A 24,329-nucleotide genomic window follows, 5' to 3' on the forward strand; every position below is an offset into this window, starting at 1 on the left:
TCCTCCGGTTGGGACAGCTCTGAGTCTTGGGTATGATACACCGCTTAACTGACTTGGCGACGAGGTATCCCCGTGAATTCTAAAGTGCATAACGGCGCAGCGATTCGCTCTTTCAACAACACCGCTCCCACATTGGGTGATCGGGCTTACATTGACCCCTGCGCCCTGCTGATCGGCGATGTCACCGTAGGGGCTGACTCATCCGTCTGGCCCTTCGCGGTAGCGCGCGGTGATATGCACTCTATACGTATAGGCGAACGCAGCAGTATTCAAGACAATGCGGTGCTGCATATTACCCACGCCGGGCCTTTTAACCCGGATGGCTTTCCACTGACCATTGGCGATGACGTGACTGTGGGCCACAGCGCCTGCCTGCACGGCTGCACCATTGGCGATCGGGTTTTGGTAGGCATTGGCGCTACAGTGTTAGATGGCGCGGTGGTGGAAGATGAAGTCATTATCGGTGCGGGAACGCTAGTGCCGCCAGGTAAGCGTCTGGAATCGGGCTATCTGTACGTGGGCTCGCCGGCAAAACAGGCGCGCCCATTAAAAGACAGCGAAAAAGCGTTTTTTAAATATTCAGCGGCCAATTACGTCAAACTGAAAGATCAGTACCTGGAGCAACCCGGTGAGTGAGCAGAACCCGCCCAGTAAAATTATTTGCATTGGCCGCAACTACGCCGAACACGCCGCCGAAATGGGGCACGACCCGCAACGCAGCCAGCCGTTTTTCTTTTTTAAACCCGCCAGCGCCTTGTTGGCGACTGGGGAGTGCTTTGTCTATCCGGATTTTAGCCGTGAAGTACACCACGAAGTAGAATTAGTAGTTCGCGTCGGCGTGGGCGGGCGACATGTGAAACCCGAGCACGCACAAATCAGCGGCTTTGCTGTTGGTTTGGACATGACCTGCCGAGACCTTCAGCGCCAAGCTAAAGAGCAGGGCCGCCCCTGGGAGCTGGCAAAAGGGTTTGACGGATCAGCACCCTGCTCTGAGTTTATAAATGGTTCTTTTAAGGATTTAGAAAAAACCAAACGCATCACCTTAGAGCGCAACGGCGTGGTGGTTCAATCTGGTTTATGGCGCGATATGATTTGGTCTATTCCCGAACTTATGGCAGAGGTGTCTCGTTATATTGCACTTACGCCGGGTGATTTGATTTTTACCGGCACGCCAGCGGGTGTTGGCGAGGTTTCCCGCGGTGACAACTTAATTGCCCGACTGGATAACAGGTGCAAGCTAACGTTAGATGTCGTTTAAAAAACTACTGACTCGGGCAAGTACTTTTCTGCAAAAACTTGTGGCTTTAGCGGTTTATCAAACAGATAACCTTGGATTAAAATTTCGTCGTACTGTTTTAACCATTGCGCTTGCGCTTCGGTTTCTACACCTTCTGCTACTATCACCAAATTCATATTTCGAGCGATAGCAATAATAGAGGCAACCATAGCCGCATCTTGCGGATCGATGGTGATGTCGTCAATAAACGACTTGTCGATTTTAACTTTATTAACAGGTAAACGTTTTAAATAACTTAACGAGCTGTAGCCGGTACCAAAATCATCCAGTGCAAACGTAATACCTTCGTTTTGCAGCCTGCGCATTTTTTCAATTACTTCATCAATATTATGCAGTGCAGCGCCTTCTGTAATTTCGAACTCCAGACAACTCCCAGGCAACTTGTACTTATTGAGCACACTCATGCATTTACCGACAAAATCAGCATCGTACAACTGTCTTTCGCTGATATTAACCGCCACACGCAGTTCAGGTGGAAAACGCCCTTGCTCTTTCTGCAAGCGCACAAACTTACAAACATCATCCAAGAACTGTAGGCCTACCGGATTAATCATGTCTGAGCTTTCTAAAAAAGCAATAAACTCTACCGGATTCACTAACCCCCGCACGGGATGATCCCAGCGAATTAAAGCTTCCGCACCGATGAGAGAGCGAGCATGGAGATCGATCAAGGGCTGCAAATAAAACGTAAAGTGACCTTCGGCATAGGCCGCCCTGATATCCGATTCCAGCTGCAATAAACGATTTATTTCTTCGGCCATCTGTGGTTCAAATAAACGATAACTGCTGTGAGCATCACGCTTAGCTTCATTCAAAGCTGTATCAGCCTGAGACAAAAGCATTTCAACAGAGTTACTTGTCAGCGGATAGAGTGCGATACCAATGGTGGCGTTTATCGAAAAGTCCTGATTGGCTAAAGTTACAGGGTGGCTTATGGTTTGCAAAAACCGCTCTGCCACCTGTTCTGCACGCCTGCGAGCCTCAATAATGCTGCTGCCGATATCCGGCATAGAAAGAATAAATTCATCCCCGCCCAAGCGGGCCAACGTCTCGGGTTCACGCACCCTCATGGCCATACGCCGAGCAATATGCAGTAAAAGCTCATCTCCCAGCGAGTGTCCCATAGTGTCATTAATACGTTTAAAATCGTTTAAATCAATTAATAAAACGGCACCATATCGGTTGCTGTTGTTGCTTTTATGCAAATCTTCTTGTAGTTGTTCGAGTATGCGATTTCTATTGGCCAGCCCGGTCAAAGTGTCGCAATAGGCGAGATATTCAACACGTTGCTCGGCTTCAACCAGATCGGTAATATTATTCAAAATAACAATGACATGAATGGTATTGTCTGCAACAAAAGGCACCAGCGACATTTGCATGACGTGGCTTTCGTTGTGCACCCCACTTAAATGCTGCTGTCGATTAAAAACAGGGGCATACTTACGGCAAACCCTCTGCACAAGAGCGCGAATTTGGCTTGTTTCTTTTACCTCACATAATTTGAGCAACTCAAAAAAGTTGCTGGCCTCTAAAGACCGAAAGTAACGTTTAAACGCCTGATTAAAAAAGAGCAGATCGCCCGCTTCATTAACCGCAAACACCTGATTGGGGCTGGCATCTAATATTAAGCTTAATTGCTGTTGTTGATGTTTGAGTTCAGCATTTTTCTGATTAAAATTTTTCAACAAGCGATTAGCAGAATTAACTATATGCCCTAACTCATCTTGCTCGTGCTTGCGTAAATGCGGAATATGAGTAACGGGGACTTTGGTGTGATTAAGCGCGGCAAAACGTGATGCCAGAGTCACGAGTGGCCTGGTTAACAAAAAGTGATAAACCAGAACCAAAACAAAAGCTAAACCAACATTTCTTGTTGTGCCTGTTAACAATACCCGCCAGGCGCGATGATAAAAAGGCGCGAGAGCCTGATCTTTATCAAGCTCTAATATTAATGTTCCAGTAGGTGTGTTTACGGATGTTGGTAAGGGATAGGTGAATATTTCTTTGCCGCCTACCAGCAGCGCTGTCACTGCCTGGGTCGAACTCGGTATAATCGCTCGACGTCGCTGCGCCATTATTTGACCTTGGTCGTCGGCTATAGCGATATAACTGAGAAAACGGTATTCTGAAAGGCCTTCGACGACTTGTTCGGCAAGGCGCTCATCAAGCAGAAACACCGCCCGCTGAGCCGCCGTGCGACTGACTCGACTTATTTCATCCACTCCGTCCCTGATACCCTGATAGTGAAAACGAAAATCCAGATATACCTGTAGACTCGCTACCATCACCCCCAATACCACAACCACCACAAAACTGGTGCGGGCTAGCTTATACGAGAGTCGTTGTAATAAATCCACGGTCATAGAGTCAGCCGAACTATTATTGGTCGGCTCCCCTGCCTGTTCCCACTGCCATCCAATTTGGCTTATTTTTATAGATAATAACCACGATTGCTGAAGATTACATTCTTTTATTACTTTTTGATCGTAGCATCATGCTGGTATCGCCGCATTCAATAAATGTAGAGCAACAACACTCCCACGGCCTATCGCGCCTCACTTCTAGCAGTAGCCGTTATAGCACTGACATTTCGAGCGTGTGCCATAGTTAGGGCATTGAGGGGGATTACCTCCCCCTGTTTACCCCCTCACAATACCGTGACTTTTACTGCAGTGCCCCGCGGCCTTTACGCCCCCCCCTTTTTACCACCAGGTAATGTAGAGCGCTGTCGTGATAACAAGTACCCCCACACTCAGCAGTTTGAAACTGCCGTTGGTAGAAAAATCGATGCCCTGCAAATCAATCGCTTTGGCCTGTTCGCGGCTGCCCGTTGCCAAAGTAATAGCCACCGACAAAGCCACACAGAGTAAAAACACCACACCTACGCGGTCCATAAACGGAAACTCGGGCAAAAACCACCAAAACAGCGCAGACAAAATAACCGAGGCAAACGCCGACACCAGTGCCGATAAAGCGGTAGCTTTTTTCCAGAAAAAGCCCAGCAAAAAGATGCTGACAATACCGGGAGTAAAGAAGCCAGTAAATTCCTGAATAAACTGGAACGCCTGGGGGAAGTTGCCCAGCAGCGGGCGAGCAATAATGACCGCGATAACCATCGCCAGTACCGCCACCACACGGCCCAACCACACCATTTTGTGCTCGGTCGCTTCTGGGTTGATCACACGCTTATAAATATCCACGGTAAAAATAGTAGAGATGGAGTTGACCATAGAGCCTAAGGACGAGGCGATGGCGGCCACCAAAGCTGCAAAGGTGATGCCTAGCAGCCCCTGGGGTACCAGCTTCATCATTTCCGGGTAGGCCTGATCAGGCTTTTCCAGATCCGGCGTTAGCATGGCCGCGGCAATACCGGGCAGCACCACAATCACCGGCATCAACAACTTCAAGTAGGCGGCAAAGGCGATGCCTTTTTGCGCCTCGGCCAGGCTTTTCGCGGCCAGAGTACGCTGGGTAATGTATTGGTTAAAGCCCCAGTAAGACAGGTTCATAATCCACAAACCACCCACCAGTACCGAGATACCGGGCAGGCTCACATAATGCTCGTTAGAGGGATCGAGAATCATGTCGAATTTCTCAGGCATTTCGGCCAACATGATGCTAAAGCCCGCCCAAGCGCCTTCACCCTCAGCAATTTTATCCAACGCCAGGTAAGACACCAGCAACCCACCAAAAATCAGCAGTACTACCTGGATAATGTCGGTCATGGCCACAGCTTTTAGCCCGCCGTAAATGGAGTAGCCCACCGAAAACACCGCGAGGAAAATCAAACCGTACACCAGCTCTAAGCCGGTAATGGCATTGATCGCCAGTGCGCCCAGCCAAAGAACGGAGGTCAGGTTCACTAACACATACAGTGCCAACCAGAACACGGCCATAATGATTCGCACGCGGTGGTCGTAACGCTCTTCCAGAAAGTGGGGCATGGTGTAAATGCCCTTGCTGAGAAAAATCGGCAGAAAGTACTTACCAATAATCAGCAGGGTGATGGCCGCCATCCACTCGTAGGAGGCAATGCCCAGCCCAATAGCAAAGCCAGAACCGGACATACCGATTATTTGCTCGGCGGAAATGTTCGCCGCAATCAGCGAGGCACCGATGGCCCACCAGGGCAGTGATTTGCCCGCGAGGAAGTAATCTTCGGTATTTTTATCGTGCCCGGCTTTCTCCCGTGACACCCACCAGGCAATAGCCACCAAGGCAACACAATAGATAACGAAGGCGGCAATATCGACCGCTGATAAAGACATAGGCAACTCCAGATTTTTAATGGTTATCCCGCTTGCACGGGTTTTATTGTTTTAAGGCGTCAACGTCAATGAGGTCCTCTCTGGGCCAGTTCGCCCTAGACTATTTACTTACTGCCCATGACTCGGCATGGCTCATTGTGATGGCCGGCGTGAAAAAAATAAACCAGTTCGGCACTGTGCGAAAAAGTTAACTTGAGGTTCGAACGCCTCAGGAAGCTCATGCGGCCGGCTACCGAAAATACTGGGCGATAACAGAGAAACCAGCGACAAGCACCTGCAACTAGTAATATCCGCCAGATATTTCCGCTAAGAGGTGGCAAGCATTTGCAACACAAAACATAACTGAACGCCCTGGCCACCCAACAAGAAGCCGCGCAAACCGCCACCACCAATGCACATGGTTTACTTAGGACACCGAGGAAGAAAGGGCAATATCGGGCTTATGGTGCATACGAGACAATAAATCGATCATGGCATCACGAGCACCACTCTCGTCGGCCATTATGATGGCCTCAGCCACCGCCCGGTAATCAGCGTAATCACTTGATGAGTAACGACCGGCGGCAATATCAACCTCAATCGCCATACGAATAAAATGGCACAACTGTACAAAAAAACGATTGCCACTCGCCCGAAGCACAGATAAATGAAAATCAATGATCGCTTCCATGGGGCTTGCGGGCGCATTAACCGCCTTCTCTAATGTCGCCAAGGCGTGTTTCAACCGCTGAATAACCTCATCGTTTTGGCGCTGTGCGGCCAGCGCCGCAGCATCCGGCTCCAACGCCATACGCAACTCGAAAAACTCATGCTGCAAGGCTAATGAGGGACACCCATTGAAACTCCACTGAAGCACATCCGGGTCAAACATATTCCAAGCTGACGCCGGTAAAACCCGAATACCCTGGCGGGGCCGAGAGGAGAGTAACCCTTTAGCGGTAAGCATTTTTACCGCTTCACGAACGACACTGCGGCTGATTTGGTACTGGCGACACAATTGCGCTTCCGTGGGAAAGCCATCCCCCACAGGGTAGCGTCCTTGCACAATGGCGCACCCAAGTTCATAAGTCACTTGATGGGTGAGATTGCGGTTACCATTTAAGCTATACATAATCCTTTACCACTCAAACTAGGCCCCGTCCCATACGGGCTGCCTACCTCCAGCCCGTTATGTTAACGCAATCATTGATAATAATCCTATTAAAAATAAGTAATTATAAAAAATACCCAATCAAAATAATGATAGCGATACCATTATCGACCATTCACCGTAGCAATAAGGCGTCGGACACCGCCATGGTTTCGATGCTCCCCTAAATAAATACCTTGCCAGATACCGAGATTTAACCTCCCCTCTGTTATCGGCACCATTATGCTTGCCCCCAACACACTGCTTTTTATGTGCGCAGGCATATCATCATCTCCCTCATAGTCATGTGCATAGTAAGGTGCCCGCTCAGGAACAAATTCATTAAAGTGACGCTCCATGTCCCCGCGCACCGTTGGATCTGCGTTTTCGTTGATCGTCAGACTCGCCGACGTGTGTTGAATAAACAGTTGCATCCAACCAATGTCCACTTTCTGCAAACCGGGCAACTGACGCTCTACTTCGGCGGTAATAAGATGAAAACCCCGCGCTTTAGGGGCGATCTGAATTTCAGTCTGGAACCACATAATTAACTCTCCACTACTCATCCGACCTGCCAAATATTACAGATCTGTAAAAATTTCCTGTGTTTACGCTTGATATTTTGCCGTATCGGGCTCATGTTTAAACTGTGGCTGAGCTAAAAAGCCACCCAACAATTTCAGAGGTAAGCGGTAAAAGGAAGCAAGTCTATGCAAATCAATGTATCTGGTCATCACGTTACTGTTACTGACGCTATTAAAGAGAATGTAGAAGCAAAATTTGGCAAGGTCGCCAATCACTTTCCCCAACTCGACTCCCTGAATGTCACCCTTACCGTAGAACGCTCTAGCCAGAGCATAGAGGCGACCACTCAATACCTGGGCGCAGCGGTTGCCGTGCAAGCCTCAGACCATGATATGTATACGGCAATTGCCCAGGCGGCGAAGAAGATGGAAGCCGCACTGTCCCACCGCAAGGGTGCTGTTAAAGGCAACCGCCACGACAAACCCGCGCTGGATGCCGATGCGCTCGCCAGTTAATCCGTTCATCTTTATCCCCTGATGTAATAAGCCACGGCAATCACCGTGGCTTATTTGTCTTAAAAGGTTCACAAAAACTTCACTGAATATTTCTCTCTCCGTCATTTCCAGCACCTAACGTCTTCCTCCGTGTTTAGCCACATCATAAAAACCCGAGGAGAAGACAATGACGTTTCAACTGAACGGAAAAGGCCGCCTTATGCTGGCGGTAATCAGTGCAATGATGCTTGCTGCGTGTGATGGCGACGATGGAAAAGACGGTGCTCAGGGGCCAGCAGGTCCTCAAGGCCCAGAAGGCCCCCAGGGGCCGGCCGGTCAAGACGGTGCCGACGGCGCTGACGGCAGCGATGGTTCTAACGGTTCAGGTGGCGGTAGTGCCAGCCTGATGACTCCCGGCCTTACCCGCCTGGCCACAGTGCCAGCAGGTGCGGAAGTGACCGGCGCCTATGTTACCGAGCAAGGTGATCTGTTCTTTAACGCCCAGCATCCGAGCGATGCCAACTCGGCCACCGACAGCGAAGGCAAAACTTTCCACACAGGTACCGTGGGTGTACTGGCAGGGGTTAACGTCAATAAGCTGCCTAAAAATCTGGTGTCGGTAGGCGTTCCAGAAACCATCCAAGAGCGCGAAACCGTTCAAGTGGCCTATGGTGAGTACCAGGTACTGGCCCAGACTGCAGATACTTTTGGCGGCGGCCTGCCCGAGGGTATAGGCAATGTAATGGCCACCGACGGCAGCACTCAGGTGGTATCCAGCGATATGCCGGACTTTAACGCCTACATTCCCACCGGTGATAACGAAGGCTACTTGTTTACCAACTGGGAATCTATCCCCGGCGGCATGAGCCGTATCAAATTGAACAAAGACGCCAGCACCGGTTACTGGTCCGTGGACAGCAACGATGTGCAAATGCTGGACTTTGGCACCTACGGCACCATCGCCAACTGCTTCGGTTCAGTTTCCCCTTGGGGCACGCCGCTAACCTCCGAAGAATGGGGCAACCAGGGCGATAACACCGAAGAGTGGAACGACCCATCGCAACAAACCGCGCGCGACATGCTGGCCATGTATATCGATCCAACCGCCACTGACGCCGATGGCGCTTCGAGCTTCCCCAACACCTATCGCTACCACTATATTGTGGAAATTACTGAGCCCACCAGCGACAAGCCGGTGCCGGTTAAGCACTACACTATGGGTCGTTTCGAGCACGAAAACTCCATTGTCATGCCCGACTCCAAAACCGTTTACCTGTCGCAAGACGACACCAACGGTGTGTTCTTTAAGTTTGTCGCTGACAACGCGGGCGACTTGTCTTCCGGGACCCTGTACGGCGCCAAGCTGACCCAAGACGCCGGCAGCTTTGAACCACTGACCACCGGCTTTGACATAGAGTGGATTGAGCTGGCTCATAGCGACAACGCCACCATCGATGGCTGGATTGCCGACTTCGATGACATCACCACCGCCGATTTCGTTGAAGGCCAAAGCAACTACCTGACCGACGCCGACGCCGAAGCCTGGGCGGCAGGCGAAGCCAATTACCCAAGCGTGGCCGACGGCGGCGGCAGCACCACTGCCGGTATGCCCATGGACGATCGCATCGCCTTTTTAGAGTCACGCAAAGCGGCCCGCGCCAAGGGCGCTACCGCCGAATGGCGCAAGTTTGAAGGTATCTACGTTAACCACAAGCGCGCCGAAGAAGCCGTTGAAGGTACCGATCTGATCGAAGGCGAAGAGGTAAACCAAGCCTATGTTTACTTCGCCATCGCCGATATGGACAACGGCATGGTGGACGACGAAGGTGATATTCAGCTGACACCTCGAGTGAAAGATTGCGGTGGCGTTTACCGTATGCCATTGATGACCGGTGCCGATGCTTATGATGTAAGCCGTATCGAGCCGGTAGTCATGGGGTCAACCTATCGCTCTAGCCTCGATGGCGCCGAGCGCTGTGATGTGAACGCTCTGTCTCAGCCCGACAATGTCATCGTGCTGGAAGACGGCCGCATCGTTATCGGTGAAGACGGCTTCCAGGAGAACAACACTCTGTGGATGTACGATCCGTCTGTTAATGAGTAAGTTTGCATAATTCAGCAATACCTCACTTTGATGGGAGTCGCTTGGCGACTCCCTTTTTTCGTATAAGAAAGATCGACAGGTACACCTATGTATCGCATCGTATTATTGATTGTTTTTAGCACTGTTTTATTCACCGGTTGTGATCAACAAAGCTCGACACCGGCTCTAACCCACAGCGCACAAGCCGAGTCGGGTTATACCCCCGAATACTCTGCCGAGGCTTATATCGAGCACGGCGAAGTTTATAACCCCGAAGCGGTTATTCCCCCGCAGTGCTATACCAAAACCGAAAGTAAACACAACCCGTGTTATATCTGTCACCAAAGCTACGATGATAAGCACCGCCCCAACGCTCTGAATGACGGTTTTTTACAGGGAGCTTATGAGTTCTCCGACATTGGCAACACCAACCGTTGGGCCAATTTATTCAAAAATCGCCGCGACGAAATTAACGACATCAGCGATGAGTTTATTCGCGAGTATATTGCCCAGGATAATTACAGCGCCCTCGCCAAGTGGCTGGATTCGGATGCCTGGCAAGGCCGTGCGCCCAACATTAAAAACCTTGCCGATGGTGCGGACGCCTTTGATGAAAATGGCCTGGCAAAAGACGGCAGCCGCTGGGTAGCGTTTAACTACAAACCCGTACCCAGTACCTTCTGGCCCACCAACGGCTCTACCGACGATGTCATGATCCGTCTGCCAGAAGCCTTCAGTGAAATCTCGGGCAACTACTCTAAAGACGTTTATTTTGCCAACCTGGCGCTTTTGGAAATGGCCATTACCGATGCCCAGAGCATTGAAACTATTGCGCTTGACGAGCGCGCGGCCGGTATCGATTTTAACGACAATGGCGTCGAAGAATCACAGGTTAAAAACCTCAAGCGTCGCACTCATTATTTTGGCGATGCCTCTGATATTCCCCTCACGCGTATGTTGTATCCGCAGGGAACAGAATTTTTACACACCGTGCGCTACGTCGGCGTCGACGGTGAAAACATCGTCAATGCGCGGCGCATGAAAGAAGTACGTTACATGCGCAAACACACCATGATGTCCAGGCAGCGGCTAAAAAGTAGCTATTACCGCGAAGCCAAAGAAAAACATTTTGGCAACCTGCCGCAAGTTTCAACTCACGGCGATCGCGGCACCAGCAATGGCATGGGCTGGCTGCTGTGGGGCTTTATCGAAGATGCCAATGGTGAGCTGCGCGAGCAAAACCAGCAGGAGACTTTCTTTTGCATGGGGTGTCACAAAACCATTGGCACCACCATCGACAATACCTTTGCCTTTGCCCGTAAAAAACCGGGTACTGCGGGATGGGGCTATATAAATTTAAAGTCTATCGAAGATGCACCTAACCTTGGCGAAACCAAAGGCGAGTACCTCACCTACCTCGAGCGTGTTGGAGGCGGCGATGAATTCCGCCAGAACGGCGAGATGTTAGAGCGCTGGTTTGATAAGCAAGGCAAGGTCAACACCTCTAAGGTCAAAGCGCAAGATTCCATCTACGACATTATCGCGCCATCAACCCGCCGCGCTCTGGATCTAAACAAAGCCTACTACCGCATTGTGCAGGAGCAGAGCTTTTTGTTTGGCCGCGATGCGGTGCTCACACCTGCGGATAATGTTTACCGAGAGATAGATACCTCTATCGAACCCCTGGACAGCGAATTCCGCCATCAGTGGGATATACGGCTGGATTGGGACAGCGCCGACTAAACACCTTTTTACGTTAGCCCCGTTCGCCTTGCGGGGTTAACGTTTTATTCAAACCCAATCATTCACGACGCCGTTTTTTCGATCACACATCCATTCTCGGTTTTTAGCGTATAGTTTGGGCAAGGCCTTTTGCCAACCCGACTAAGGATGTCTTATGCCAACTCGCCGCCCGTTTGCCCTCCTCCCGCTAGCCCTTTGTTTCAGTATACCCAGCACTTGGGCCGCCGATTTATTGCTGGATGTCACCGACGCCAGCAGCAAACGCGCCCTAGATAATGTCGAGGTAATCATCACCGATCGCGACAATCGTCAGTGGCGTGTACAAACCAACCCCGAGGGTCGCAGCCGCATCGAAGATTTAGATGCCGGCTTGTATCAGCTAGAGTTAAAGTCGCAGGGGTATGATGGTGTGCGACTGCCCAGTGTGCGGCTGGTAGAGGATAAAACCACACCCGTGCAAGTGGCTATGTCAGCGGCCAAAAACAACATAGAAGAAGTATTAGTGCTGGGCAACAGCATTGGCGGCAATTGGCTAAGCTCGGTAGGGGCCAGCGAGAAAGATCGCGAGGCCTTGCGCAGCTCTGCCGGTAGCGGCAGCGATGTACTGCGCGCCCTGGATGGGCTGCCCGGACTCTTTGCCGACAGTCAGTTTTCTACCTATACCGTGCGCGGCAGTGGTCCCCGCGACAATCAAATTTTAGTCGACGGTATTCCCTTTGATACCGTCGTGCACTTTAACGATAGCTTTGGCGAGCTGGCCGATGCCGAAGACGGCGGCCGCTACAGTATTTTTGCCCCCAATGTTATCGCCCGCGCCAGCTTTCAGCCGGGGGGCTGGTCGTCTGCTTATGGCGGGCGAGCCGGATCGCTGCTGGAGCTAGACGTCGCCCAAGGTAACCCGGACACCCCCTCTTACACCGCGCGCCTGGATATCGCCGGACTGGAGGTAGGCTACGATGGCCCGAGCTTTGTCGCCGATAACACCAGCGTATTGTTTTCCGCGCGCCAGCTTAACTTTGGCCGACTGTTTGATCTGGTGGGAATGAACGATGTCGGTGAACCGCAAGTGACCGATATTATTTTTAAAACCCACACTAATTTTGCCAGCGGTAACGAGCTGGAGTTTTTATTGATTCACGCGCCGGAAGAGTACGAGCGCACCCTGGAGCATGTGCTTAACTCGGACGAAGACGAGACTGGCAACTACGACAATGTCGAGCTGGTAGAACAATCCACCGATAACACTCTGGCCGCGATTAGCTATCGACTACTGCTTGGCGACAACGCCGAGCTGACCAATCGCCTTTATTATCGCCGTTTTGGCGAAGACAGCCAGGTAGGGGAAGCCTACCCCGACGATGTTGCCCCGGACACGCCAGAAAACCAGATTCCTCGTCGCTTTCCCATTATCACCGCCAGTCAGGAGGACACCGAACTGGGCTGGCGGCTGGATTTTTCCAGCGACAATGGCTGGGGTCGGTTTAACTCTGGGTTGCGCTTAAGCCAGCTGGAGCTGGATCTGCAAAGGCGCATTGACGGCGAGTGGATTCGCTACGAATACGAGCAATCGGATTTTCGCCCCAATCCCTCGCAGCAATATATCGTCCTGACGCCCGAAGGGGTCAACACAAATTACCAAAAACGCGGCCTGCAATACGCCGGTTTTGTCGAGCAGGAGTTTGCCTGGAGCCAATGGGACGCCCGCGTGGGCCTGCGCTATGAAGGCGATGAGTTTACCGATGCCGAGGGCGTATCACCGCGTTTGGCGGCCTCCTGGCAGCTCACCCCTGACACCAGTCTCAGTGCGACCGCCGGGCGCTATTTACAGCGCCCCGAGATCCAGGACCTGGCCAGCAATACCAACGACGCGGCGCTCGGCTATGAAACCATTGATCAAATTAGCCTGGGGCTTCAATACCGTTTTGCGCCCCTGTGGGATATGTTCATTGAGCCCTACTATCAACAGCTGAGCGATTTGGTCGTGGTCGCGGACGGCGTGAATCAGCGCTTTAACAATAACGGTGAGGGTACCTCTTTCGGTGTCGATACCGCCATTACCCGCCAGTTTGATAACGGCTGGTCGGCCAGCGCCACCTATTCCTATAACGATGCGGTGTTAAAAGATTCCCCCACCGGTCCGGAGTACGACGCTGACTATGGCCGGCCCCACTCCGTGAGTCTGGGCGGCACCTGGGAGATCAACCAACGCTGGAAATTATCCGGGCGCTGGAAATGGGCGTCGGGAAGGCCCTATGGCGAATACATTATTCACGACAATGTACTGGGCGAAGGCGAGCCGCTGCGCTACAGCCGCGAAACCATTACCAACAATACATTGCGCTACGACGGCTACAGCTCGCTCAATGTTCGCGTGGATTATCGCCGCGCCTTTGGTCGCACCCAGGTGATTGCCTTTGTGGATATTATTAACTTGTTGGGCTCTGAGAACCCCTCCAACATCGACTTTAATGAACGCACCGGCGAAATTTCCGAAGAGGACGGCAGCCTGCTGCCGTTAGTGGGTTTGCGTTTTGAGTGGTAAGGGACAATAAAAAACTGGCTATACTCTTTTCTCTCACCCGGGGAAAAAACCATGGAGGAAAGAACCATGAAAGGACAATGCCTGTGTGGTGCGATTGAAATTAACGCACCTTCTACAGATCACATCGCTCTGTGTCATTGCAGTATGTGCCGCCGTTGGGGCGGTGGCCCCATGCACGCGGTGCACTGCGAAGGTGATGTCAGCTTTAGCGGGGCCAGCCCATCTCGCTATCCATCTTCCGACTGGGCCGAGCGCGGCTTTTGCGGCCAATGTGGCACGCATTTATTTTATTATTTAATACCGGCCGATCAGTACATTCTGTCGGCCGGTTTATTTTCAGAGCAGAGCTTCACCGTGGACCAAGAAATTTTTGTCGATGAAAAGCCGGAGTATTATCCGTTTACATCCGATTCGGTAAAGATGACTGGCGCTGAAGTTTTCGCGCAATACTCTCAATAAACAGCTGTTATCACCTACTTGTAAAATATGTTGAACACTATACTTGTTTCCGTATAGTCATATATAACGCCTATTCTTAGGCGCTCACTTATCGATAAAGGACTTTGAGATGAAAAAGCTGATTTTCCATAAAGTGTTCAGTGCCTTAGGTGCCGTGCTGCTTTCCGCCTCGGCCATGGCTGCCGACAAACCCAACGTTTTGGTGATAATGGGCGACGATATCGGCTGGTTTAATACCAGCGCCTATAACCACGGCATGATGGGTTACACCACCCCCAATATCGATCGCATCGCTACCGAGGGTGTATTGTTCACCGATGGTTACGGCCAGCAAAGCTGCACCGCCGGCCGCTCTGCTTTTATTACCGGTCAGTCGCCCAAACGCACTGGTTTGCTTAAAATTGGTATGCCAGGCGACCCGATTGGTATTTCGGAAAAGGACCCCACCCTGGCTGAGTTGCTCAAACCCCTGGGCTATACCACCGGCCAATTTGGCAAAAACCATTTAGGGGATTTAGATAAGTTTTTACCCACCAATCACGGTTTCGATGAATTTTTTGGCAACCTCTATCACTTAAATGCCGAAGAAGAGCCCGAAAACCCCGACTACCCCAAAGATCCGGAATTTCGCAAAAAGTTTGGCCCACGTGGTGTGATTAAATCCACTGCCGACGGTAAAGTCGAGGATACCGGGCCTCTTACCAGTAAGCGCATGGAAACCATCGATGAAGAGTTTTTGGCCGCCACGCTCGATTTTATTGAACGAGCTCACAAAGCCGATAAGCCTTTCTTCGTGTGGCACAACACCTCGCGGATGCATATTTTTACCCACCTGAAACCCGAGTCGGAAGGTAAAACCGGTCGCGGTATTTATGCAGATGGCATGGTGGAACACGATGGCCACGTGGGTGTTTTGCTGGACAAGCTGGATGAGCTGGGTATTACCGATAATACCATCGTGCTCTACACCACGGATAATGGCGCGGAAAAATTCAGCTGGCCCGACGGCGGCACCAGCCCCTTCCGCGGCGAAAAAGCCTCTACCTGGGAAGGTGGGATTCGCGTACCCATGTTGGTTCGCTGGCCCGCGCAGATCCCGGGTGGGCAGGTAAATAACAAGATTATCTCGCTGGAGGACTGGGTCCCAACCCTAATGGCTGCAGCGGGTGACGCAAACATTAAGGACAAACTGTTAAAAGGCCACCAGGCGGGTAACAAAAAGTTTAACGTTCATTTGGATGGCTACAATGTTCTACCCAATCTGAAAGGTAATTCAGATGAGTGGCCACGCAACGAGTTCTTTGCCTTTGTGGATGATGGAACACTGGGTGCTGTCCGCTACGGCCCCTGGAAAGCGCACTTCTCCATTCAGGAACACGACGGTCTGGGCTCGTGGATGCACGCGCAAACACCGCTGAAAGCACCAATGCTGGTTGACCTGCGCGCTGATCCTTTCGAAATGGCGCCCGAGGACTCGTCTTACCACGACGACTGGATGGTGCGACACATGTACGCGTTCGTCCCTCTGCAAAATTTAGTGAAAAACTTTATGGCGACCTTTGAAGAGTATCCGCCTCGCCAAGAGGGCGGCAGCTTTACACCGAAGCAGTAAGTGACATCACCCTAGCCTCAGGTAGACTGAGGCTAGGGCTTTTATATTTTGGGACATTAACCCACCGGTCAATCCGCCCCTGCCTCTGTTGGTTAGTCCACTTCTGGTGTGCCAACACAAGCCTTTCTAAAACCTCCAACGCCAATCAGCTGGCCTTTTTCTTATTTTCACTCATCTTGCGGCGCAGCTCGGTTATCACCGGCACCACCTCGGGGCGAATATGGCGCCAGGCGTAAAAAGATTCGGCCGCTTGTCCCACCAACATCCCCAAGCCATCGGATAATTTCGCCGCGCCCTGCTCCTTGGCCCAGCTCAGAAAACCTGTGTGCTCAGCGGCGTAGCTCATATCGTAGCAAGCAGCCTCTGGTGCCAAGAGATTGTCCGGTAGATTGACGCGTTCACCGTGCAAACCGGCGGAGGTACCATTGATCACCACATCAAACTGACCGTTAAGCAAATCCTCGAAACTGCAGGCTTTCAGCTCGCCCAAATCGTGAAAGTCTTTCACAAGATGCTCCGCTTTACTCACGGTGCGGTTGGCGATGGTCAGGCTGCTGGGTTTTTGCCCCAACAGGGGTTCCAGCACACCGCGCACCGCACCACCAGCGCCCAATATCAGCACTTTTTTTCCCTCTAACTCCCAGCCCAAATTGAGCATGTCGTTCACCATGCCCACACCGTCAGAAGTATCGCCGGTAATTGATCCGTCATTTTCTTTAATCAACAGGTTCACTGCCCCGGCCCGCTCGGCTCGAGAGGTGCGCCGATCGGCGTAGTTGAAGGCATCTAACTTAAACGGCGAGGTGATATTCAGGCCCCGGCCACCCTCGGCAAAAAATGCGTCGGCGGCCTGTTTAAAGTCACCTTCGGCCACCAACTGCTTGGTGTAGGCCATATCTTCACCGGTCTGATCGCAAAAATGACGATGGATGGCGGGGGATTTACTTTGCGCAATGGGATTGCCAAATACAGCGTAAGAATCGGTCATGGGGTACCTATAATTGAAACGAGCGGCAAAGCTAACAGAGTTTTTTTACCGAACGTTTACCGGGTTCATTATTGTTATTGCCGAGCCAACCAATCCTGATGAGGCAAAAAGTCGCGGCTTAGGCGCGCCTCTGGAGAGTCCGGCTCCGGGTGAAAATCGTACTCCCAGCGCACCAGCGGTGGCAGGGACATTAAGATAGATTCGGTGCGGCCGCCGGTCTGCAGCCCAAACAGGGTACCGCGATCGTAGACCAAGTTAAACTCGACATAGCGGCCGCGCCGATACAGCTGAAACTCGCGCTCGCGCTCGCCGTAAGGGCTATCCTTGCGGCGCTCCAGTATCGGACGATAGGCCTGCAGGTAGCTATCGCCCACCGCGCGCATAAAAGCAAAGCTTTGGTCAAAGCCCAGCTCGTTTAAATCATCGAAGAACAGGCCGCCCACTCCGCGCGCCTCGTTGCGGTGTTTGAGGTAGAAGTACTCATCGCACCAGTTTTTATAGCGCGGGTAGACATCATCACCAAAGGGGGCACAGGCTTCAAAGGCCGTTTTGTGCCAGTGAACACAGTCCTCGACAAAGCCGTAAAAGGGGGTCAAATCATAGCCGCCGCCAAACCACCAAACGGGGTCGGCCCCCTCTTTTTCGGCGATAAAAAAGCGTACATTGGCGTGGCTGGTGGGGGCGTAGGGGTTGGCCGGGTGTATCACCAGCGACACACCCATGGCCTCAAACGAGCGTCCGGCCAACTCAGGCCTGTGTGCCGTTGCCGAGGCGGGCATGGCATCGCCCATCACATGGGAGAAGTTAACCCCGCCTTTTTCGATCACCGCACCGTCTGCCAGTACTCGCGAGCGACCGCCACCGCCTTCGGCGCGCTGCCAGGTATCTTCTGCAAAACGTCCGCCGTCGACCGCCGCCAGGCTGTCGCAGATGCGCTCCTGCAAATCCATCAAATAGGCTTTAACGGCGTGTTTATCCGGTGTGGTAGTCATTGGGTGGCTCCGTAAAGGCGGCTATTGTACCAGCTATGGGCGCAGAGTTTTGCCTGAGGCCAAATCCCGTATTTGCGATGGCTGACGCCGACCGCCGGTACGCCCCGGTGCTATGGCATCTAACTGTGAACCAAAATAACGCCTTACCTGCACAGAATCTTTCGCAGCGGGACGCGCTTGGGGGTTGGCAGAGGTACTGATAATAGGCCCACCAAAAGCAGAACAAAGCGCAGCCGCTACCGGGTGTGCCGTAACCCGCAAAGCAACAGACTCATGCCGACCTGTCACCCAATATGAAGCCAATTGATGGTTGGGCACCAACCACGTGTTTGGACCTGGCCAGGTAGCCAATAATGTCTCGCGCTCCTGCGCTGACAGCCGCTCCAACCAGGGTTCAACCTGCTGTATATTGGCCGCAATTAAAATCAGGCCTTTCTCAACAGACCGATGCTTAAACGCCAATAAACGAGCAATTGCCTTGGCATTATGCGGGTCAGCCCCTAACCCCCATACCGATTCGGTAGGGTAGGCAATCACCCCTCCAGCGCGCATGACCTGCGCAGCGCGCTGCACGCCAACATGATTACTCCAGCCCTTCATAAGTGAAACCATCCTCTAGATACTCACGGCTGCTTCTCTGTTGCCAACGACGGCCACCACCAAGCAGGTCAGGGATTGCAAGCTTATTGATCACTACCCGACTCACAAAAACGCGAAAATTACCCCATCTTATGCTTCAAGACAATAAGAAGGCCATTTGACTCAGATCAACATGCTGTTTCGGCAAGCGCGTAAATTAAACAATTGAGGGCACAGATTGCGGGACAAATTTCCAAACTATTCAGCCAGACACGCTGTAAAGAGGTAGTGACTATGATTGACTCAGTACTGGTACTCAGCTTGGCCACCATTATCGCCATTCTAGCTATTATGGGTTACTTGGGTTGGTATGCGTATCGTCACATACGCGACGATAGCCGCGCAGAACTGCTGACAGCGAAGCAGCCTCACAAGCGCGTGTAGTAACTCCCGCGCTGGGAAATCACCCCCTCTAGCTCTAAATCCAACAACGCGGCGGAGAGTTCGCCCGCACTTTTACCGCTGCGTTCACAAAGTTGGTCCAAATTTACCGGATCAAACCCCAGAAACGGCAACAGCCAATGCGTCTGTTCGACCTGCGACTCGTCTGTTTGCTGCAGCTGTTCACGCTTGAACGCTAAAACACCACTCAACTCGGTAATAATATCTTCCGCGCATTCAACCAGCGTTGCACCGTTCTTTATCAGTGAATGACAACCCCGGCTTAACGGGTTATTGATGGACCCTGGCACGGCAAACACTTCTCGCTGATGCTCTAGTGCGTAGCGTGCAGTAATCAGCGAGCCACTTTTAACCGCCGCTTCGACCACCATGGTCCCAGCACTTAATCCACTGATCACTCGGTTACGCCTGGGAAAGTTAGCCGCCTCTGAGGCTGTGCCGGGAGCAAACTCAGTTACCAACGTGCCTCCCTGGGTAATAATCTCTTCAGCCAAGGTACGATTACGCGCCGGATAGATCCGATCGATACCAGTACCCATAACAGCGACGGTAACGCCGCCTGCCGACAAGGCACCCCTGTGGGCGCAGGTATCTATGCCTAACGCTAAACCACTGGTAATTGCAAAACCACCTGCGGCGAGGAAGCGAGAGAATTCAAACGCTGTTTTGCTGCCACCTGCGGTGGGGTTTCGGCTGCCCACGACCGCCAATTGGGGCAGCTCTAAGGCGTCAATATTTCCTCGACAATACAGCAGTGGCGGTGGCGCAGGAGTATCTGCCAATAGTGCCGGGTAATCTGCATCACCCAGTACCAGAACTTGAACTTCCGGATGCTGATCTAGCCAATGGGAAAGCTGTTCTGCGGCCTGCCAGGCTTCGGTATTACGCCGGTTGGCCAACGCGGATATTTGCTCACAAATATCCGCGCGAACAACTGTGCCTAAGCGCTCCGCGCTAGCATTCAAAGCGACATCAAATGATCCGAATTCGCGTTGGAGTTGTTTGAGTTTGGCCGGGCCTAGGCCGAAAACGCCAGAGAGAAGAAAAGCGGAAATGACGTTATGCATAGCAACATCCCTGTTAGCACTCGCCCATCCATGGGCGGGTAGATTTTATGGGTTACGCAGTAAATCCCCTACTGCCATAGGGCGTGTAGCTTCCATGACAATCGCAAAACTTAGCTTTTCAAATGTGCGAAACACCATGACGAGACCGGCGCGCTCATCCATCAACTGTAAGGTGTCTCCGGTCACCCGGTCCTGAATAGTTTCACCCTTAACGAAGGCTTCAAATACATTGCCCACCTGCACACCGTCGCGCTCACCTTGGTTAATGATCATCACGTCCATTTTGCCGATTTGAGTTACACCACCCTCTACCGCCAAAACTTCTGCCTCAATGGGGAAATCAGGCGCACTGGGGTAGAAAATAGAAACGATCGAACGCTCAACATTGGGCAATAAAATGTCACCAGCGCGCAGCTCTTCATCTGAGCGAGTCACATGGACACGGATAATTTCACCGTCGATTTTATCGATGCTGACACCACCAACACCGAGGGCATGAATCCCCAGGACCTCATCGGTTTGCTCGTCAACAAACGTCTCTCCCTGGCGAAACACATCAAAATTGCCAATGCCATCGGGCACAGTGCCACGGGCGTAGGCCGTATCACCCTTACCGGTAATAAGGCGTTTTTCCGAGCCACCGACGATATACGGAACCCCTTCTACTTCATCGGGCATGACGATGCGCGAGCGCGACAGGTAAGAGGCGATTTTATCCAGCGACACCGCAGGAATGGCCTCTTCGATTGGCAATACCCGTACGGTGGGTTCGAGCTTGGCATCACCAGAAGGAGAAAGCCTAACGGTGCGATCGACCGTCAGATGAGGCTTGCCATCGATGTACACCAAGCGCACAACATCGCCAGGAAAGATCAAATGGGGATTTTCGATTTCCGGATTAGCGTGCCAGATTTCAGGCCACAACCAAGGCGAATCGAGAAACGTCTCCGAGATATCCCATAGAGTATCCCCCTTCTCTACGACATACTCATCGGGTGAATCAGACTTGAAAGGCGATGAATCGGCCCAAGAAAAGACACTGGCCGTGGTTAACGCCAGAACAGCAAAAAACATTTTTTTCATAGAAACCGATCCTGTTTTTGTTCGGCCCTGAGCGGTTTAGCCGTTATAATAGCGTAACCGGCCGCACTGTGCGACCGGCCTGCTAGTAGTTGTGCTCGGGTTAAATCCTGTACGATCATCATGTTAGCAGCGCTTGTTACCTTTTTACTAGAAGTTTGTCACAAAGCCTATGGCCCTACTTGAAATTCTCGAATTTCCCGACCCGCGCTTACGCACTATCGCCAAGCCGGTAGAGACGGTTGACGACAGTATTCGCGAACTGATCGATAACATGTTCGAAACCATGTACGCCGCTCCCGGCATCGGCTTAGCGGCTACTCAAGTGAATGTGCATCGCCGAATCGTGGTGATGGACCTCTCCGAAGATCAGAGCGAGCCTCGCGTCTTTATCAACCCCGAGGTAACTGTCTTGGGTGACGACGAAGCCCCCTACGATGAGGGCTGCCTGTCCGTACCCGGCTTTTACGAAAGCGTCGACCGGCCCACTCACATTCGTGTTGAGGCACTGGATCGAGACGGAAACCCCTTTACCCTGGAGCCTGACGGTTTGCTCGCCGTGTGTATTCAGCATGAGCTGGATCACTTGAATGGTAAGCTTTTTGTGGATTATCTATCGCAAATGAAACGCCAGCGAATCCGCAAAAAACTCGAAAAACTTCACCGCGCCCGGGCCTAAAGCCCCGGCGCCACCAGGCCCGGAACCAACCCATGACCACGCCACTGCGAATTGTTTTCGCCGGTACACCCGATTTTGCTGCCCACCACCTGCAAGCGCTGCTCGACGGCCCACATCAGGTTATCGCCTGTTACACCCAGCCCGACCGACCTGCCGGACGCGGTAAAAAGCTTAAACCCAGCCCGGTAAAAATCCTTGCCGAAAACACCGGCATTAAGGTTTACCAACCCGTCTCATTAAAGGATGAGGCGGCTCAGGCGGAATTAGCCTCACTCAATGCAGATTTAATGGTCGTGGTGGCTTACGGGTTGCTACTACCCGAAGCGGTGTTAAACACCCCCAAGCTCGGCTGTATTAATGTTCACGCCTCGATACTACCGCGCTGGCGCGGTGCCGCCCCAATCCAACGGGCGATAGAAGCCGGTGACAGCGAGACAGGCGTAACCATTATGCAAATGGACGTTGGGCTCGATACCGGCGATATGCTGGTAAAGGCTACCTGTTCCATTAAACCCTCAGACACTGGCGGCAGCTTGCACGATAAATTGATGCAAATCGGGGGCCCGGCACTGGATCAGGCACTGACCCAGCTCGCAACCGGTACCGCGACGCCGGAAGCTCAAGATGGCTCACAATCCAATTACGCGCCCAAAATCAGCAAAGCCGAGGCGCTCATCGACTGGAATGACAGCGCCGAAAATATAGATCGAAAAATCCGTGCCTTTAACCCCTTCCCTATTGCTTTTACCCGCCATAGCAACAAGCCCGATGCCGCAATACGGTTGTGGAAATGTGAGCTGGAGCCCTCTGTCTCGGGCACACCCGGTACCATTATGACGCTAGACAATGGCCGCATAACCGTAGCCTGCGGTAAAGGCGGTATCGCCATTACCCAACTGCAACTGCCGGGCAAAAAACCCATGGCAGTAGCTGACCTACTGCGCGGCAATAGCACCTTATTTAAAGCCGGGGACACGTTCATGGAGCCAGAGGCTTGAAGCCTCGCGTCGCTTGCGCCCGTATTTTGGCCGAACTGTTACGCCAGCGCGGCTCGCTGGCAAGCTCTCTGCCGCAATGGCAAGACAAAGTCGACGCAACCGACCGGCCATTGGTACGCGAGCTATGCTATGGCAGCATGCGTTTCTACCCACGCCTGAATGCGATAGCCGCACAGTTGCTGGAAAAACCGCTACGCGCCAAAGACAGTGATGTTCAGGCACTGATTTTACTCGGGCTGTATCAACTGGATTACACCCGTATTCCCGATCACGCCGCCATTGGAGAAACCGCCGGAGCCGCAAAAGCGCTAAAAAAGCCCTGGGCAACCGGATTGGTCAACGGCGTGCTAAGACGCTACCAGCGAGAGCGTGACGACCTCACAGCAAAACTTAACACCAATCCCGAATTTACCAGCACCCACCCTCAGTGGTTACTACAGGCTTATCAAGCAGCCTGGGGAGACCATGCGGAACAAATAGTAAGTGCTAACAACGCCCACCCACCACTCACGGTGAGGCTTGATACACGACAAGAAGAGCGCGATGACTATTTACGTTTACTCGCTAAAGAAGGCATAGCGGCTGAGCCCACCACCTTCAGTCCCTGCGGCTTGACCTTGCCAGCTTGCGACCCAACGACTCTGCCCGGGTTTTCCAAGGGGGTGCTCAGTGTCCAAGACGAGGCCACCCAATTCGCCGCGCCGCTGCTCGATTTAGAGCCGGGCCAACACGTATTGGACGCCTGCGCGGCTCCCGGCGGCAAAACCGGGCATATTCTGCAAAGCCAACCTGGGCTTACCGAAGTGATCGCGCTGGATTTAGAAGCCCGTCGCCTTGAGCGAGTTAGCGAAAATCTGCAGCGTTTACAGGTTAACGCCAAAGTGGTGGCCGGAGATGCGGGGGAACCATCGCACTGGTGGGACGGCGTAATGTTTGATCGCATTTTACTGGATGCTCCCTGCTCCGCCACCGGAATCATTCGCCGCCAAAGTGACATAAAACTACTGCGCAGCGCCGCCGACATCGACAGACTGACCCAGCTGCAAAGTCGTTTACTGGATGCGCTGTGGCCGCTGTTAAAACCCGGTGGTATTTTGCTGTACGCCACATGCTCGGCGCTGCCAGCCGAAAACAGCCAACAGGCCAGCGCCTTTTTGCAGCGCACCGCAAACGCTCTGGAAATACCCATTGAAGCGCCCTGGGGCATTCCCCAACCTGTGGGCAGGCAATTGTTGCAGCAGCAAGGCGGCCACGACGGCTTTTACTACGCCAAGTTTAAAAAAGCAGAACAATAGCCAAATGACCGCCAAAGGCGGTAAAGTTTGCCAACCG

Annotated in this window: 21 protein-coding genes; 12 read left to right on the forward strand and 9 right to left on the reverse strand. The window is 52.4% G+C overall.

What is annotated here, in order from left to right; genetic code table 11:
* Positions 1 to 72: 72 nt before the first annotated feature.
* Both D568_RS0105265 and D568_RS0105270 read left to right on the forward strand, forming a co-directional pair.
* Positions 73 to 636, forward strand: coding sequence for a gamma carbonic anhydrase family protein (locus D568_RS0105265; protein WP_020208536.1), 564 nt, complete (start codon positions 73 to 75; stop codon positions 634 to 636).
* Entirely contained in the window at positions 629 to 1,258 is a 630-nt protein-coding gene (locus D568_RS0105270) for a fumarylacetoacetate hydrolase family protein (RefSeq protein ID WP_020208537.1), read from the forward strand. Before D568_RS0105265 ends, D568_RS0105270 begins: the two co-directional genes overlap by 8 nt.
* Here D568_RS0105270 and D568_RS0105275 read toward each other — a convergent pair.
* The 4 genes from D568_RS0105275 to D568_RS0105300 all read right to left on the reverse strand — a co-directional run bounded on the left by D568_RS0105275 (position 1,255) and on the right by D568_RS0105300 (position 7,239).
* Entirely contained in the window at positions 1,255 to 3,660 is a 2,406-nt protein-coding gene (locus tag D568_RS0105275) for a putative bifunctional diguanylate cyclase/phosphodiesterase (protein ID WP_020208538.1), read from the reverse strand. The genes D568_RS0105270 and D568_RS0105275 overlap by 4 nt on opposite strands.
* 339 nt (positions 3,661 to 3,999) lie before the next feature.
* Positions 4,000 to 5,565 carry a sodium/sugar symporter gene (locus D568_RS0105280; RefSeq protein ID WP_020208539.1) on the reverse strand — a complete coding sequence of 522 codons (1,566 nt, stop codon included), beginning with the start codon at positions 5,563 to 5,565 and terminating at the stop codon, positions 4,000 to 4,002.
* Between the two features lie 406 nt (positions 5,566 to 5,971).
* The gene (locus D568_RS0105295; RefSeq protein ID WP_020208542.1) at positions 5,972 to 6,676 is read right to left on the reverse strand and encodes a FadR/GntR family transcriptional regulator; all 705 of its coding nucleotides are present in this window, start codon (positions 6,674 to 6,676) and stop codon (positions 5,972 to 5,974) included.
* A 143-nt stretch (positions 6,677 to 6,819) separates the two neighbouring features.
* Positions 6,820 to 7,239, reverse strand: a complete 420-nt coding sequence (locus D568_RS0105300; protein WP_020208543.1) for a secondary thiamine-phosphate synthase enzyme YjbQ — start codon at positions 7,237 to 7,239, stop codon at positions 6,820 to 6,822.
* Between the two features lie 165 nt (positions 7,240 to 7,404).
* Between D568_RS0105300 and hpf the strand changes: the two genes are divergently transcribed.
* From hpf to D568_RS0105330, 6 genes are all read left to right on the forward strand, one after another.
* A complete protein-coding gene (hpf, locus tag D568_RS0105305) occupies positions 7,405 to 7,734 on the forward strand; it encodes a ribosome hibernation-promoting factor, HPF/YfiA family (RefSeq protein ID WP_020208544.1) in 330 nt (109 codons plus the stop codon).
* Between the two features lie 166 nt (positions 7,735 to 7,900).
* A complete protein-coding gene (locus tag D568_RS22140; protein WP_020208545.1) occupies positions 7,901 to 9,817 on the forward strand; it encodes an alkaline phosphatase PhoX in 1,917 nt (638 codons plus the stop codon).
* Positions 9,818 to 9,904: 87 nt separating this feature from the next.
* The gene (locus D568_RS0105315) at positions 9,905 to 11,539 is read left to right on the forward strand and encodes a hypothetical protein (protein WP_020208546.1); all 1,635 of its coding nucleotides are present in this window, start codon (positions 9,905 to 9,907) and stop codon (positions 11,537 to 11,539) included.
* Positions 11,540 to 11,693: 154 nt separating this feature from the next.
* Positions 11,694 to 14,081 (forward strand): TonB-dependent receptor, encoded by a 2,388-nt coding sequence (locus D568_RS0105320; RefSeq protein ID WP_020208547.1) that lies wholly within the window; start codon positions 11,694 to 11,696, stop codon positions 14,079 to 14,081.
* A gap of 66 nt (positions 14,082 to 14,147) precedes the next feature.
* Positions 14,148 to 14,540, forward strand: coding sequence for a GFA family protein (locus D568_RS0105325; RefSeq protein ID WP_020208548.1), 393 nt, complete (start codon positions 14,148 to 14,150; stop codon positions 14,538 to 14,540).
* Between the two features lie 109 nt (positions 14,541 to 14,649).
* Entirely contained in the window at positions 14,650 to 16,152 is a 1,503-nt protein-coding gene (locus D568_RS0105330) for an arylsulfatase (protein WP_020208549.1), read from the forward strand.
* Positions 16,153 to 16,297: 145 nt separating this feature from the next.
* Here D568_RS0105330 and aroE read toward each other — a convergent pair whose 3' ends face one another.
* The 3 genes from aroE to tsaC all read right to left on the reverse strand — a co-directional run bounded on the left by aroE (position 16,298) and on the right by tsaC (position 18,732).
* On the reverse strand, positions 16,298 to 17,140 hold the full coding sequence (aroE, locus tag D568_RS0105335; RefSeq protein WP_020208550.1) for a shikimate dehydrogenase: 843 nt from the start codon (positions 17,138 to 17,140) through the stop codon (positions 16,298 to 16,300).
* Between the two features lie 74 nt (positions 17,141 to 17,214).
* The gene (gene hemF, locus D568_RS0105340; protein ID WP_020208551.1) at positions 17,215 to 18,132 is read right to left on the reverse strand and encodes an oxygen-dependent coproporphyrinogen oxidase; all 918 of its coding nucleotides are present in this window, start codon (positions 18,130 to 18,132) and stop codon (positions 17,215 to 17,217) included.
* Between the two features lie 33 nt (positions 18,133 to 18,165).
* Positions 18,166 to 18,732, reverse strand: coding sequence for an L-threonylcarbamoyladenylate synthase type 1 TsaC (tsaC, locus tag D568_RS0105345; RefSeq protein WP_020208552.1), 567 nt, complete (start codon positions 18,730 to 18,732; stop codon positions 18,166 to 18,168).
* 273 nt (positions 18,733 to 19,005) lie between these two features.
* Between tsaC and D568_RS21370 the strand changes: the two genes are divergently transcribed.
* Complete coding sequence (locus tag D568_RS21370; protein ID WP_020208553.1) at positions 19,006 to 19,155, forward strand: DUF3149 domain-containing protein; 150 nt, start codon at positions 19,006 to 19,008, stop codon at positions 19,153 to 19,155.
* Here the strand turns inward: D568_RS21370 and dprA are convergent.
* Positions 19,140 to 20,240, reverse strand: coding sequence for a DNA-processing protein DprA (gene dprA, locus D568_RS0105355; protein ID WP_020208554.1), 1,101 nt, complete (start codon positions 20,238 to 20,240; stop codon positions 19,140 to 19,142). The two genes, D568_RS21370 and dprA, sit on opposite strands and share 16 nt — an antisense overlap.
* Positions 20,241 to 20,285: 45 nt before the next feature.
* On the reverse strand, positions 20,286 to 21,323 hold the full coding sequence (locus tag D568_RS0105360) for a LysM peptidoglycan-binding domain-containing protein (protein WP_020208555.1): 1,038 nt from the start codon (positions 21,321 to 21,323) through the stop codon (positions 20,286 to 20,288).
* A gap of 169 nt (positions 21,324 to 21,492) precedes the next feature.
* On the opposite strand from D568_RS0105360, the gene def reads away from it, so the two are divergent.
* From def to rsmB, 3 genes are read left to right on the forward strand one after another with little or no spacing between them, the layout of a single operon-like run.
* Positions 21,493 to 21,999, forward strand: coding sequence for a peptide deformylase (gene def, locus D568_RS0105370; RefSeq protein ID WP_020208557.1), 507 nt, complete (start codon positions 21,493 to 21,495; stop codon positions 21,997 to 21,999).
* A gap of 32 nt (positions 22,000 to 22,031) precedes the next feature.
* Positions 22,032 to 22,997 carry a methionyl-tRNA formyltransferase gene (gene fmt, locus D568_RS19350; protein WP_020208558.1) on the forward strand — a complete coding sequence of 322 codons (966 nt, stop codon included), beginning with the start codon at positions 22,032 to 22,034 and terminating at the stop codon, positions 22,995 to 22,997.
* Positions 22,994 to 24,292: a 16S rRNA (cytosine(967)-C(5))-methyltransferase RsmB gene (gene rsmB, locus D568_RS0105380; RefSeq protein WP_020208559.1), complete on the forward strand. Its 1,299-nt coding sequence runs from the start codon at positions 22,994 to 22,996 to the stop codon at positions 24,290 to 24,292. Before fmt ends, rsmB begins: the two co-directional genes overlap by 4 nt.
* Positions 24,293 to 24,329 lie beyond the last annotated feature (37 nt).

The organism is Gilvimarinus chinensis DSM 19667, from assembly GCF_000377745.1.
GTDB classification, from domain to species: domain Bacteria; phylum Pseudomonadota; class Gammaproteobacteria; order Pseudomonadales; family Cellvibrionaceae; genus Gilvimarinus; species Gilvimarinus chinensis.